This window comes from Sphingobium sp. L-44 (assembly GCF_056859495.1).
Map to the genome: position 1 here is coordinate 1 of NZ_JBSXOQ010000093.1, position 11,986 is coordinate 11,986.

An 11,986-nucleotide genomic window follows, 5' to 3' on the forward strand; every position below is an offset into this window, starting at 1 on the left:
TTCGGATGGATGACCCGATGGCGCCGTCTGGTCCGCGACTACGAAAAGCGCATCGACGTCTCACAGGCGATGATCCTCGTCGCCATGGGTGGAAACCTACTACGCCGAAACGCTCATCCCTGATTTTCCAAACGGACTCTAATTCCAAGAGCAGTTCAGTCGTTTTGGTGTACCAACGTTCCAAAAAAATTAAGTGATGATCCGGCCACGCAATATATGATGGCCATGGCAGACAGAGAGGGCAACCCTTTGCAGGCAGGAAAGCTCTATAAAATAGACATTCCCGCAAAAATGCCGGTTAAGCAATTCTGGGCATTAACCGTGTATGACTTTTCTAATTTGAGTTTCATTTATAGTAATACGAACCGTACTACTCTTTCATCTTACGATCTAGATAAAATGAAAAAGAATTCAGATGGTAGCGTAACTATTTATGTCGGCCCTAAGGCGCCAAGCGGCTTGGAATCGAACTGGATTCCCACGGTCGGGAAAAGGCCTATTCCTGCAGTGCGCTTTTATGGTCCTACTCAAGATTTCAATAATAAGACATTTAAACTTCCTGATTTTGAATTGGTGAATTAGTTAAAAGAGATTGATTTTGCGATGTCTTGATAATAATTGAAATAATGATTTTATATGTATTTTTTTTGTTACATTGTATTTTAGGTGATGGAATATGTTAAATAACATCGGATATTTAATGTAACCATGATTAACGTTGGTAGATTTGGTGTATTGCATTGAAATAAATGATTGTTGATCGCCGATGAGAATGGTCCCCTTGCTTTGACGAGCGAGTCGGGTAATTGTGGCTCGCGCCGCGCACTTCGCCCTGAGTAGGGCCAGAACAATCGTCGCTTTCTTGGGCTTGGTGCTCTAAACCCCGCATTCGCGAATATTCCAGGCACAGCTATAATCTGAATGTCCGCTCCGGGCGCGGAAAACTCGCTGTCGAACGGCTTGGAACGGGACTGACCAGCCCCTCCCACCCCTCCGCTTCCGCTCCCCCTTAATCACCGCTATAGCCGCGCCATGGTCGCTGCGATCCTCTTGTCCGCGCTGGCGATGACGCTGATCGTCGGGGTGCGCTATCTGATTGCCAGTGGCGGTTTTGCGCTGGCGACAAGGCTGCGGCAGCCGGGCCTCTATCGCGGGCAGGGGCGGCAGATCGGAAGGGAGATTGGCTGGTCGCTGGCGTCCGCGGCCATCTATGGCATTCCCGCCGGTATCGTCGCCTGGGGCTGGCAGGCGCGGGGGTGGACGCGCATCTATGAGGATGTCGGCTACTATCCGCTCTGGTATCTGCCGGTGTCGGTGCTGCTCTATCTCGCCGCGCATGACACATGGTTCTACTGGACGCACCGGTGGATGCACGCGCCCCGGCTGTTCCGCATCGCCCATGCGGTGCATCATGCCAGCCGGCCCCCGACCGCCTGGGCGGCGATGAGCTTTCATCCGTGGGAGGCGCTGACCGGGGCGGTGGTGATCCCGGCTTTGGTCTTCCTGATCCCGATCCATGTCGGCGCGCTGGGCGTGGTGCTGTCGATCATGACGATCATGGGCGTGTCCAACCATATGGGGTGGGAGATGTTTCCGCGCTGGATGGTGCGCGGGCCGATCGGCCGCTGGCTGATCACCGCCAGCCATCATCAGCGGCATCATGAGCAATATCGGTGCAATTATGGCCTCTATTTTCGCGTCTGGGACCGGCTGTGCGGCACCGACCGGGGGCTGGGTGATTTCAGGCGTGATTTGAGGAAGGAACAGGCGTGATCGGTCGGGTGCTATTTGCGGTGGCGGCATTGGCAGGGCTGGCGGGGGCGGCGCCGCTGGACCTGGCCCAGCCGATCAGCATGACGGCCGAGGGGCTGCGATCGGCCAAGGGGCGCATCCTGATCTGCGTGGCGCGATCGGCCGATTATTTTCCCGATTGCAGCAAGGATCCGGACAAGCGCCACCTGATCGTGGCGACGACGGGCAATGCCATCCCGCTCGGCAATCTGGCGCCGGGCGACTATGCGATCGCGATCATCCATGACGAAAATGGCAATGGCAAGCTGGACACCTTTGCCGGCATTCCGCGCGAAGGGGTGGGCTTTTCGCGCAATCCGGTGCTGCGCTTTGGCGCGCCCAGCTTCCGGTCGGCCGAGTTCGTCGTGAGCGGCGCGCCGGTGCGGCAGGCGATCCGGCTCAAATATTTCCTGTAACGATGCGGGCGGCCGCGACCTTGTCGGCCAACTCTGGCAGGGGTGGGGGTGACGCCCCACATAAGGCGCTGTATGACGGCGGCGACTAACCGCATTGCAGGAGAATGAAGCGTGGCGACCCTGGGACTGAGCGAGGCCGACAAGGCGGCCGTGGAGGCGTTTCGCCAGGATGTGGTGGAGCCTTCGCGCACGAGCCTGGTGATCGTCGACTTCTGGGCCGAATGGTGCGGTCCGTGCAAGCAGCTGGCGCCGGTGATCGAGAAGGTGTGCGCCGACTATGCCAGCAAGGGCGTCAAGCTGGTGAAGGTGAATGTCGATGAAAATGGCTTCATCGCCAGCCAGTTCCGCGTCCAGTCGATCCCGACCGTCTATGCCGTGTTTCAGGGCCAGCCGGTCGCGGACCTGAGCCAGGCGCGGACCGAAGGGCAGTTGAAGCAGTATCTCGACCAGTTGCTGAGCCAGTTGCCGATCGAATCGGACGAGAAGGCGCAGGCGGAAGAGATTGCGCCGCTGATCGCGATGGGCGAGGAGATGCTGGCTGGCGGCGAGGCGGAGCGCGCCTTGTCGGTGTTCCAGCAGATTGCCGACATCGCCCCCGACAATGCCGAAGTGCTGAGCGGCCTGTTGCGCGCGCTGGTGGCGCTGGGGCAACTGGACGAGGCCGATGCGCTGCTCGCCGAACTGCCCGCCGAGATGCAGAAGGACCAGGCGATCGAGCGCGCCAAGGCGGCGCTGGCGCTGGCCCGCAATGCCAAGCCCGTGGCCGACCTGTCGGGGGTCGAGGCGCGGCTGGCGGCCGATGCCGACGATCATGAAGCGCGCTTCGAGCTGGCGACCGGGCTGATGGGCAATGGCGACCGCGACGGCGCGGCCGAGCAGCTGCTGGAGATCGTGCGCCGCGACCGGGCCTGGAATGATGGCGCCGCGCGCACCCAGCTTCTGACCCTGTTCGAGGCGGTCGGGCTGGAAGATCCGTGGGTGTCGGCGCAGCGCCGCAAGCTGTCGCAGATCCTGTTTTCGTAAAGGATCGGTGAGCCGGTGAATCGCGCGCGCATCTCGATCTTTCCGCTGTCCGGCGCGCTGCTGCTGCCGGGTATGGAGCTGCCGCTGCATATCTTCGAGCCGCGCTATCGGGCGTTGGTGCAGGATGCGTCCGCGCGCGACCGGCGCATCGGCATGATCCAGCCGCGCAGCGAGGGGCAGAAGCCGGCGCTGTTCGACGTCGGCTGCCTGGGGCGGATCAGCCATATCGAGGCGCTGGACGATGGCCGGTTCAACATCATCCTGACCGGGCTCGCCCGGTTCCGGCTGGTGCGTGAGCTGGAGGTGTCGACGCTGTTCCGCCAGATCGAGGCGGAGGTGGAGCAGGCGCCCGAGGATGAGGTGCTGCATCTGGTCGAGCGGGCGGCGCTAGAGCAGGAATCGCGCCGCTTTGCCGATGCGCTGGGCTATGCGGTCGACTGGACGGCGGTGTCGCGGCTGGACGACATGGCGCTGGTCAACGGCATCGCCCAGATCGCGCCGTTCGACCCGGCGGCCAAGCAGACGCTGCTGGAGGCGGACACGCTGAGCGAGCGGGCCGACCGGATCATCCAGTTGATGCAGATTGTCGGCCGCGCCGAGCGCGACGGCGGCGCGACGATGCAATGAGCGAGATTATGAGCGAAGAGACGGCCCCGATCGATCCCTGGCTGCTGGCCAAGCTGGTCTGCCCGGTGACGCGCACGCCGCTGCGCTGGGACGGCGCGCGCCAGGCGCTGGTGTCGGACGCGGCGGGCCTCGCCTATCCGGTGCGCGACGGCGTGCCGGTGCTGATCGTGCGGGAAGCGATCGCGCTTTCCTGACCGGGCGCGGTCGGTGTCGGCCTAACCCTGTCCGCCGAGCAGCTGATATTTGAGGCCCATGGCCTGGGCGAGGTTGCGCAGCCGGCGTTCGACCGCTTCGCCGTAGAGATCGGCATCCTCGTCGCGCAGATGGAGGTCGATGCGGTCGCCATGCCGCTCCAGATAGGAAATGACGAGCGGGCCTTCGACGCCGCCCGACAGGCGCTGGGCCAGGCGGATGGCGAGGCCCCAGAGGGCGGCGCGGCGCAGTGCGTCGGGGCTCGCCATGCGGTCGAGGTTGGGCAGCGTGCCGACATCGCCGCCGAAATGGGTGTGCAGCGCCTGGCCCAGCATCGCGCGCTCGGCAGCGGTGATGCCGACCCAATTGCTGTGCAGGGCGATTTCGACGCCGCGCTCGGCGCGGAAATCGGGATTGGCGCGCCAGCTGACATCGGCCAGCAAACAGGCGGCGCGGCGGATACGGTGGGCATCCTTGTCATCGTCGGGGAAGAGCGGCGCGATCCAGCGGTCGATACGGTCGCCATGGCCGCGGAAGCGGGCCTGGGCCTCGCCCTCCGCCTCGGCCGCGACCAGCAGCGGGTCATGGGCGCGGATATCGTCGGGCAGATTTTCGTAGAGCAGCCCTTCGCGCAGGCCATAGGCCGACACGATCATCCGGCTCGACTTGAGCTGGCGCACGACCACCGACAGCAGCGCGGCGGCATCCGGCAGGGTCGGCACGCGCGATCCGGTCATGGCCGGGATCTGCTTCAGCCGGCCCTTGTCGACATGGGAGATGATGCGGGTAAGCTGTTCGGCACGGGCGGCGCTCATCTCATATTGATGCACCACCGGCAGCGGGAAATGGGTGAGCTGCATGTCGAAGCGGGCGAGCGAGCGCCAGGAGCCGCCGACAAGATAGAAGGGCAGGTCCGGTTCCGCCTGCCAGCCGGCCTTTTCCAGCATCTTGGCAACGCAGCGATCAAGCGCACGTGGCCCCTTGGCCCGGATCTGCGGCAGGCGCAGCACGCCCAGCGGCAGCGAGATGGTCTGTTCGACCGCGCCCTTGCGCACGCGGGCCAGTTCCAGGCTGCCGCCGCCCAGGTCGCCGACAATGCCGTCGGCATCGGGAATGCCCGACAAGACGCCCATGGCAGCGCCGATCGCCTCCTGCGCGCCCGACAGCAGTTCGACGGTCAGGCCCATCGCCTTGGCGCGGCTGATGAACTCGGCGCCATTGGTGGCGTCGCGCACGGCGGCCGTCGCCACGCAGCGTATGTCGGTGACGCGCATGTCGCGGCACAGATGGGCAAAGCGGCCGATGGCACGCAGGCCGCGCTCCATCGCTTCCGGTTCGATCGCACCGGTCTTGGCCAGCGAGGCACCCAGGCCCGCCATCACCTTTTCATTGAACAGGATGAAGGGGATGCGGCGCGGCCCGTCATAGACGACCAGGCGGACGCTGTTGGAGCCGATGTCGATGATCGCCGAGCGCGCCGTGGCGGGTTCGGGCGAGGTCGCCATGGTCTCCGCCATGGCGCGCACGCGGCTGAGCATCGAGTTCATCGCGCGATCAGGCCCGGCCACGCAGGCGCAGGGTCGGCACCGCGCCATGCTCCTGCGCTGCGCCGCGCCCGGACAGCGACGGGTTGGTCATGAAATAACGGTGCAGGTTGAACGGCCGGTCGCCCGGCTCCAGCCGGGTATAATGGCCGTCGCGATCCAGCACCCAGCTCTGTTCGGTGTCGATCAGATTGGCGACCATCACCTGGTCCAGAATCTGGTCATGGACGGTCGGATTTTCGACCGGTGCCAGAAATTCGACGCGGCGGTCGAAGTTGCGCGGCATCCAGTCGGCCGAGCTGATATAGACCTTCGCGCCATTATTGGGCAGCGCCTTGCCATTGCCGAAGACGGTGATGCGGCTATGTTCCAGGAAACGGCCGACGACCGACTTCACCCGGATATTTTCCGACATGCCCGGAACGCCCGGCCGCAGGCAGCAGATGCCGCGCACGATCAGGTCGATCTGCACCCCGGCATTGCTGGCGGCATAGAGCTTCTCGATGATCGCCGGGTCGACCAGGCTGTTCATCTTGGCCCAGATGGTGCCGGGGCGGCCGGCGCGGACATGGTCGATCTCCGCATCGATGCAGGCGCACAGCGTGTCGCGCAGGTCGCGGGGCGACATGACCAGCTTTTCCAGCCGCTGCGGCTCGACATAGCCGGTGATGTAGTTGAACAAAGCGGCGGCATCGCGGCTATAGGCCGGATCGGCGGTGAAGAAGCTGAGATCGGTATAGATGCGCGCGGTGATCGGGTGGTAGTTGCCGGTGCCGAAATGGCAGTAGCTGCGGAACTGGTCGCCCTCGCGCCGCACCACCATCGACACCTTGGCATGGGTCTTCCAGTCGATGAAGCCATAGACGACCTGGACGCCCGCGCGTTCCAGCGCGTCGGCCCACATCAGATTCTGTTCCTCGTCGAAACGCGCCTTCAGTTCGACCACGGCGGTCACCGACTTGCCGGCCTCGGCCGCGTCGATCAGGGCGCGGATGATCGCCGACTGCTTGCCCGCACGATAGAGGGTCTGCTTGATCGCGACCACATCCGGGTCGGACGCGGCCTGTTTCAGGAAGGAGATGACGACGTCGAACGCCTCATAGGGATGATGGACGACGATGTCCTTGGCGCGGATCGCGGCGAAACAGTCGCCGCCATATTCGCGGATGCGCTCGGGGAAGCGCGGCGCATAGGGTTCGAACTTGAGGTCGGGGCGGTCGGCATCGACGATGCCGCTAAGGTCACCGATGCCGATGAAGCCCTCCACCTCAACCACGATCGCCTCATGGCCCTGGAGCATGTCCTGGAGCATTTCCTCGACCGGTTCGGGGATGCGTTCCTCTATCTCCATGCGGATCACGCGGCCGCGGCGGCGGCGCTTGATGGCGCTGCGGAAATAGCGGACCAGATCCTCCGCCTCTTCCTCGATCTCGATGTCGCTGTCACGAATGATGCGGAACACGCCGCTGTTGCGGACGCGATAGCCGGGGAAGAGATCGGCCGAGAAGCGGCGGATCACCGCCTCCAGCGCCATGTAGCGCATCGGTTCGCCCGGAATGCGCACGAAGCGGGCGAGCGAGGAGGGGATCATCACCAGTTCGCGGATCGGCTGCTTGTCCGACAGACGCTCCAGATCGAAGACGATCGACAGCCCCTGATTGGGGATGAAGGGGAAGGGATGTGCCGGGTCCAGCGCCTGGGGCGTCAGGATCGGGAAGATCTGGGTCAGGAAATGCTCGCGCAGCCATTGGGCGCAGCCGACATCCATTTCCGCGGACGGACCGATCACCTCGATCCCGACCTGCACCAGCTCGCCATGCAGCGCGCCCCAGACCTTCTGCTGGGCGCGCATCAGGCTGGCCGTGGTTTCGGTGATCGCGCCGAGCTGCTGCGCCGGGGTCAGGCCATCGGCCGACCGCAGATCGACATCCTGCAATTGCTGCCCCTTGAGCCCGGCAACGCGAACGGAGAAGAATTCGTCGAGATTGGCGCCCGAAATCGACAGGAAGCGGAGCCGTTCGAGCAGTGGGTGGGCCCGGTTCATCGCCTCTTCCAGCACCCGCTGGTTGAAGGCCAGCCAGGAAAGCTCGCGGTTGAAATAGCGCTCGCCCGCGGGCGAAAGGCTGGCGATGGGATCGGCTTCGGCCACGGATTACTCGCGCTGGTCGTTGGTGGGATCGGGCGGGACTATAGGCAAGATTCCTGCAGATTGCAGGGCCTCTTTCGCCAGTGCGACCGAAATCTTACGTCCAGATGACAGCGATGCCTCATCCAGCAGCGCCGTCACCGCCGCAATCGCGCCATAGCTGCGCTCGATCCGCCGGAGCAGCCAGGGGGCAAGGTCCGGCGCGAAGCTGGCGCCCGACGCGCCCAGCCGCCGCTCGATCAGCGCCAGCGCCAGCGCCTCGTCCGGCTCCTCGATCGCGACATGGGGCGATCCGGCCAGCCGCGATCGCAGGTCGGGCAGCGCCACCGTCCAGCGCAGTGGGGACGTGCGGCCGATCATCAGCAGCGGGCGATGCTCGGTCTGCGCCTCGTTCCAGGCATGGAACAGCATATGCTCGTCCTGCCCCTCGGCATCGTCGATCACGCTGCCGCCGCTCATCGCCACGAACTGGCGGCCCAACGCCGAACGGCCCGACAAGGGCGGGCCGGTCAGCACGGTCACGGACACAGGCCAGTCGCGCCAGCGTTCCAGATGGGCAACGGCCAGTTGATTGGCCTCGCTCACCAGAAACTCCTCGCCCTGGCCCTGCCATTCGAAAGGCAGGCTGATCTGGCTCATGGCTGTCCTGCGGGCGCCTGCCGGCGCGAGATGCGCATGGTGTTGCCCGATACCGCCACGCTGTAGCCGCGGGCCTGCAATCCGGTGCGCAGCGTTTCGGCCGTGCCCTCGAAGCTGACCTGCATCACCGACGTGCCGCCCAGCGCCAGGCTGCTGGTCGCGGCTGAGCGGACGCCCGGAATGCTGCGCAAGGCCGATTCGCCGGCGGTGACCGATCCGACGTCGGGCGTGTCGAATTGGATCGCGAAGCTGGCAACGCTGGCGCCTGCGGTGGGCAGCGGCATGTCGACCGCGTCGATCGGCGCCTCGGTCGCATTCTCGATCGCCAGCGCGCTGGGATCGACCGGTTCCTCGATGATCAGTGACGGATCGGGCCGCAGGCGGCCGTCATTGAGCGCGCGGATATAGAGTTCGTCGATCCGGCGCGCGCCTTCGTCCAGCATCTGCGGGATGCCGCTGTCGTTCGAGGCACGCAGCGCGAAGCTGCCGATCAGGCTGTTGTCGGGGCCATAGCGGGCGGTGAAATTGGCCGTCACCGGGCCGCCGGGCCATTGCCGGTCGAGCCGCACCATCGGGATCACCACGTCGGCCGCGCCATATTGGTCGAGCAGCACGCGCCACCACAGGCGGCCGCGCCGTCCGGTCTGGCCGGCGTTGAGCAATACCGGGTCGGCGACCGAGCCCGCGACCCGGACATAGTCGATCGCGCTGTCGCCGGTGCGATAACGCGCCCAGGCCTTCTGCCATTCATTGACCCGTTCATAGGATACGGCGGAGCCGCCATCCCACAGGACCGGGATCACCAGCAGCGGCGGCGAGCGCATCACATTGCCGGAAACGCCCAGCAACTGGCCGGTACGCGCGCGGTCGAACAAGATGCCGAGCGTCGCGACATAGCGACCGGGGCCGGCCTGTTCATATTCGACCTCGATGCCCGAGATCATGGCTTCGAGCTGCGAATCGGACAGGCTGGGCACGCCGGTGCCGCCATGGGTGCGGGTCCACAGCATCTTCCAGGCCTGACGCTGGGCCAGCCGCCAGCCGGCATAGCGGGCCGCATCGGCGCTGCCGGCCTGGACGTCGACCTTCACGCCGCGCACCTCATAATCGCCGCCGCTGGCGATCGGCGGGACGCCGCGTTCGCCCTCCATCTGGGCGAACAGCGCCGCGCCGACCAGGCCGATTCCCACCGCGCCGGCGATCTGCGCCGGCCGGGACAGGGCATGGAGAGCAAGCGCTGGCGGAAACGACAGGCGACGAAGAGTCTTGGCAAGGATCACGGGCGTCCTTTTGGCGAGATTTGCCCCGCATGCCAAGCGCCAACCCATCCAGCCTTCCGTTTTCGGCTCTATTGTTCTAGGGCGCTGGCCCATGAGCGACAACGAATCCTACAGCTACGCCAAGGCTGGCGTCGACATCGCCGCGGGCAACGCCCTTGTCCGTGCCATCGCCCCCCTGGCCAAGGCCACCCGACGCCCCGGCGCGGACGCCGAACTGGGCGGTTTCGGCGGCTTTTTCGACCTGAAGGCGGCGGGCTATGACGACCCGTTGCTGGTCGCGGCCAATGATGGCGTCGGCACCAAGCTGAAGCTGGCGATCGACCATGACCGCCATGACGGCGTGGGCATCGACCTCGTTGCCATGTGCGCCAACGATCTGATCGTGCAGGGCGCCGAGCCGCTCTTCTTCCTCGACTATTATGCCACCGGCAAGCTGGAGTCGGGCGTTGCCGAGCGCGTCATCGCCGGCATCGCCGAGGGCTGCCGCCAGGCCGGCTGCGCGCTGATCGGCGGCGAGACCGCCGAAATGCCCGGCATGTACAGCGACGGCGACTATGACCTGGCCGGCTTCTGCGTCGGCGCGGTGGAGCGCTCCAAGGCGCTGACCGGCAACAAGGTGAAGGCCGGCGACGTCCTCATCGGCCTCGCCTCCTCGGGCGTCCACTCCAACGGCTTCTCGCTGGTTCGCCGCCTCGCCGCCGACAAGGGCTGGAAGCTCGATCGCCCGGCGCTGTTCGACAATGAAGTGCTGCTGATCGACGCGCTGATGGCGCCGACCAAGATCTACGTGAAGAGCCTGCTGCCGTTGGTCCGCGCCGGCATGATCAATGCGCTCGCCCACATCACCGGCGGCGGCCTGCTGGAAAATATCCCGCGCGTCTTGCCCGAAGGCACCCATGCCATCGTCGATGCCGACGCCTGGGAACAGCCGCGCCTGATGGCCTTCCTCCAGGCGCAGGGCAATATCGAGCCCGAAGAGATGGCGCGCACCTTCAACTGCGGCATCGGCATGATCCTGGCGGTGGACGAGGCGCATGTCGCCGGCGTCACCCAGGCGCTGGAGGATGCGGGCGAAACCGTGTTCCGCGTCGGCACCGTCAGCGAAGGCGACAAGGGCTGCACCGTCAAGGGCAGCGCTGAAACCTGGAGCGCCAAGGCCGACTGGTTGGCCACGCATCTGGGCTGACAAGCACCACCAATCCCCCTCCCGCCTGCGGGAGGGGTTAGGGGAGGGTTTTCCAAGGGATCGCCTTTAAGACAGGCCCTCCCCCGGCCCCTCCCGCCAGCGGGAGGGGAGACCCCATGACCAAAGCAAAGATCGGCGTCCTGATTTCGGGCCGTGGCTCGAACATGGCGGCCCTGCTCTATGCGGCGAAGGCGCAGGACTGTCCGTTCGAGATCGTGCTGGTCGCCGCCAATGATCCGGACGCGCCCGGCCTGGCGCTTGCTGCAGCCGAAGGCATCGCCACCTTCGGCCAGAGCCACAAGGGCATGAAGCGCGCGGAGTTCGACGCGGTGATCGACGCGCAGCTGCGTACCGCGGGCGTCCAATATGTCGCACTTGCCGGCTATATGCGGCTTCTGTCGCCCGAGTTCGTGTCCGGCTGGGAAGACAGGATGCTCAACATCCATCCCAGCCTGCTGCCCAAGTACAAGGGCCTCGACACCCATCAGCGCGCGATCGACGCGGGCGACAGCCATGCCGGCTGTTCGGTCCATATCGTCACCGCCGAGCTGGACGATGGCCCGGTGCTGGGCCAGACCCCGGTGGCGATCCTGCCCGGCGACACGGCCGACAGTCTGGCCGGGCGCATCCTGATCGCCGAACATCAACTCTATTCGCGCACGCTCGCCGATTTCGTCACCCGCGAGCGTCAGCCCGACTGGCTGCTGAACAAGGTGCGCGAGGCCGCGTTGGCGCTGCCGCAGGCGGACGAGATCGTGTCGCACGGCATGCCCTGCTTCGGCATCGTCAAGGGCAAGAAATTCGCCTATTTTACGCGCGACCATCATGGCGACGGCATCATCGCCGTGCTGGTGAAGACCACCGCGCCGGAGGAGCAGGCGACCCTGATCGAAGCCGACCCGGCCCGCTATTATCGCCCCGCCTATTTCGGCAATGACTGGGTCGGCATCCGCCTCGACCTGGGCGATACCGACTGGGACCATATCGGCGAGCGGCTCCATGCCAGCTGGCGCCAGATTGCGCCGAAGAAGCTGCTGGGCCTGATGGATATCGCCGACCAGTTCTGACCATCTGCTCGATGGGCCGAACAAATATGCAGGATGAGTTGTGATCTTCCTGCGTCGGGCCGATGCTGGACATTG

12 protein-coding genes and 1 pseudogene are annotated in these 11,986 nt (G+C 65.0%); 9 read left to right on the forward strand and 4 right to left on the reverse strand.

Features of this window, described 5'->3' with window-relative positions:
• The 7 genes and pseudogenes from AC13EK_RS12875 to AC13EK_RS12905 form a co-directional block, all read left to right on the forward strand.
• Window positions 1–123, forward strand: a pseudogene (locus AC13EK_RS12875) (IS5/IS1182 family transposase); the annotation flags it as partial.
• A 93-nt stretch (window positions 124–216) separates the two neighbouring features.
• On the forward strand, window positions 217–582 hold the full coding sequence (locus tag AC13EK_RS12880; RefSeq protein WP_081331649.1) for a DUF1214 domain-containing protein: 366 nt from the start codon (window positions 217–219) through the stop codon (window positions 580–582).
• 450 nt (window positions 583–1,032) lie between these two features.
• Window positions 1,033–1,773, forward strand: a complete 741-nt coding sequence (locus tag AC13EK_RS12885; RefSeq protein WP_069336488.1) for a sterol desaturase family protein — start codon at window positions 1,033–1,035, stop codon at window positions 1,771–1,773.
• A complete protein-coding gene (locus AC13EK_RS12890; RefSeq protein WP_069336489.1) occupies window positions 1,770–2,207 on the forward strand; it encodes a DUF2141 domain-containing protein in 438 nt (145 codons plus the stop codon). The genes AC13EK_RS12885 and AC13EK_RS12890 overlap by 4 nt, the downstream gene beginning before the upstream one ends.
• A 111-nt stretch (window positions 2,208–2,318) precedes the next feature.
• On the forward strand, window positions 2,319–3,230 hold the full coding sequence (locus AC13EK_RS12895; RefSeq protein ID WP_069336490.1) for a tetratricopeptide repeat protein: 912 nt from the start codon (window positions 2,319–2,321) through the stop codon (window positions 3,228–3,230).
• 15 nt (window positions 3,231–3,245) lie between these two features.
• A complete protein-coding gene (locus tag AC13EK_RS12900; RefSeq protein ID WP_037517693.1) occupies window positions 3,246–3,857 on the forward strand; it encodes an LON peptidase substrate-binding domain-containing protein in 612 nt (203 codons plus the stop codon).
• Window positions 3,858–3,865: 8 nt separating this feature from the next.
• Complete coding sequence (locus tag AC13EK_RS12905) at window positions 3,866–4,051, forward strand: Trm112 family protein (protein WP_234792137.1); 186 nt, start codon at window positions 3,866–3,868, stop codon at window positions 4,049–4,051.
• Window positions 4,052–4,072: 21 nt separating this feature from the next.
• Here AC13EK_RS12905 and AC13EK_RS12910 read toward each other — a convergent pair whose 3' ends face one another.
• The 4 genes from AC13EK_RS12910 to AC13EK_RS12925 are packed head-to-tail and all read right to left on the reverse strand — an operon-like array spanning window position 4,073 to window position 9,658.
• Window positions 4,073–5,596: a Ppx/GppA family phosphatase gene (locus AC13EK_RS12910; protein ID WP_069336494.1), complete on the reverse strand. Its 1,524-nt coding sequence runs from the start codon at window positions 5,594–5,596 to the stop codon at window positions 4,073–4,075.
• A gap of 7 nt (window positions 5,597–5,603) precedes the next feature.
• Window positions 5,604–7,742 (reverse strand): RNA degradosome polyphosphate kinase, encoded by a 2,139-nt coding sequence (locus AC13EK_RS12915; protein WP_010337022.1) that lies wholly within the window; start codon window positions 7,740–7,742, stop codon window positions 5,604–5,606.
• Between the two features lie 3 nt (window positions 7,743–7,745).
• Window positions 7,746–8,378 (reverse strand): HdaA/DnaA family protein, encoded by a 633-nt coding sequence (locus tag AC13EK_RS12920; RefSeq protein ID WP_004211120.1) that lies wholly within the window; start codon window positions 8,376–8,378, stop codon window positions 7,746–7,748.
• Window positions 8,375–9,658, reverse strand: a complete 1,284-nt coding sequence (locus AC13EK_RS12925) for a hypothetical protein (RefSeq protein WP_069336492.1) — start codon at window positions 9,656–9,658, stop codon at window positions 8,375–8,377. Before AC13EK_RS12925 ends, AC13EK_RS12920 begins: the two co-directional genes overlap by 4 nt.
• Window positions 9,659–9,749: 91 nt before the next feature.
• Here AC13EK_RS12925 and purM point away from each other — a divergent pair, with 91 nt between their 5' ends.
• Both purM and purN read left to right on the forward strand, forming a co-directional pair.
• Window positions 9,750–10,844 carry a phosphoribosylformylglycinamidine cyclo-ligase gene (gene purM, locus AC13EK_RS12930; RefSeq protein WP_069336493.1) on the forward strand — a complete coding sequence of 365 codons (1,095 nt, stop codon included), beginning with the start codon at window positions 9,750–9,752 and terminating at the stop codon, window positions 10,842–10,844.
• Between the two features lie 116 nt (window positions 10,845–10,960).
• Complete coding sequence (gene purN, locus AC13EK_RS12935) at window positions 10,961–11,911, forward strand: phosphoribosylglycinamide formyltransferase (protein WP_277788127.1); 951 nt, start codon at window positions 10,961–10,963, stop codon at window positions 11,909–11,911.
• The last annotated feature ends 75 nt before the right edge of the window (window positions 11,912–11,986 follow it).

What these genes read in the sequence shown, in the direction of transcription:
- AC13EK_RS12880 (WP_081331649.1), top strand. Translation starts at nt 217, where the DNA reads ATGATGGCCATGGCAGACAGAGAGGGCAACCCTTTGCAGGCAGGAAAG.
- AC13EK_RS12885 (WP_069336488.1), top strand. Translation starts at nt 1,033, where the DNA reads ATGGTCGCTGCGATCCTCTTGTCCGCGCTGGCGATGACGCTGATCGTC.
- AC13EK_RS12905 (WP_234792137.1), top strand. Translation starts at nt 3,866, where the DNA reads ATGAGCGAAGAGACGGCCCCGATCGATCCCTGGCTGCTGGCCAAGCTG.
- AC13EK_RS12910 (WP_069336494.1), bottom strand. Translation starts at nt 5,596, where the DNA reads ATGAACTCGATGCTCAGCCGCGTGCGCGCCATGGCGGAGACCATGGCG.
- AC13EK_RS12920 (WP_004211120.1), bottom strand. Translation starts at nt 8,378, where the DNA reads ATGAGCCAGATCAGCCTGCCTTTCGAATGGCAGGGCCAGGGCGAGGAG.
- purM (WP_069336493.1), top strand. Translation starts at nt 9,750, where the DNA reads ATGAGCGACAACGAATCCTACAGCTACGCCAAGGCTGGCGTCGACATC.
- purN (WP_277788127.1), top strand. Translation starts at nt 10,961, where the DNA reads ATGACCAAAGCAAAGATCGGCGTCCTGATTTCGGGCCGTGGCTCGAAC.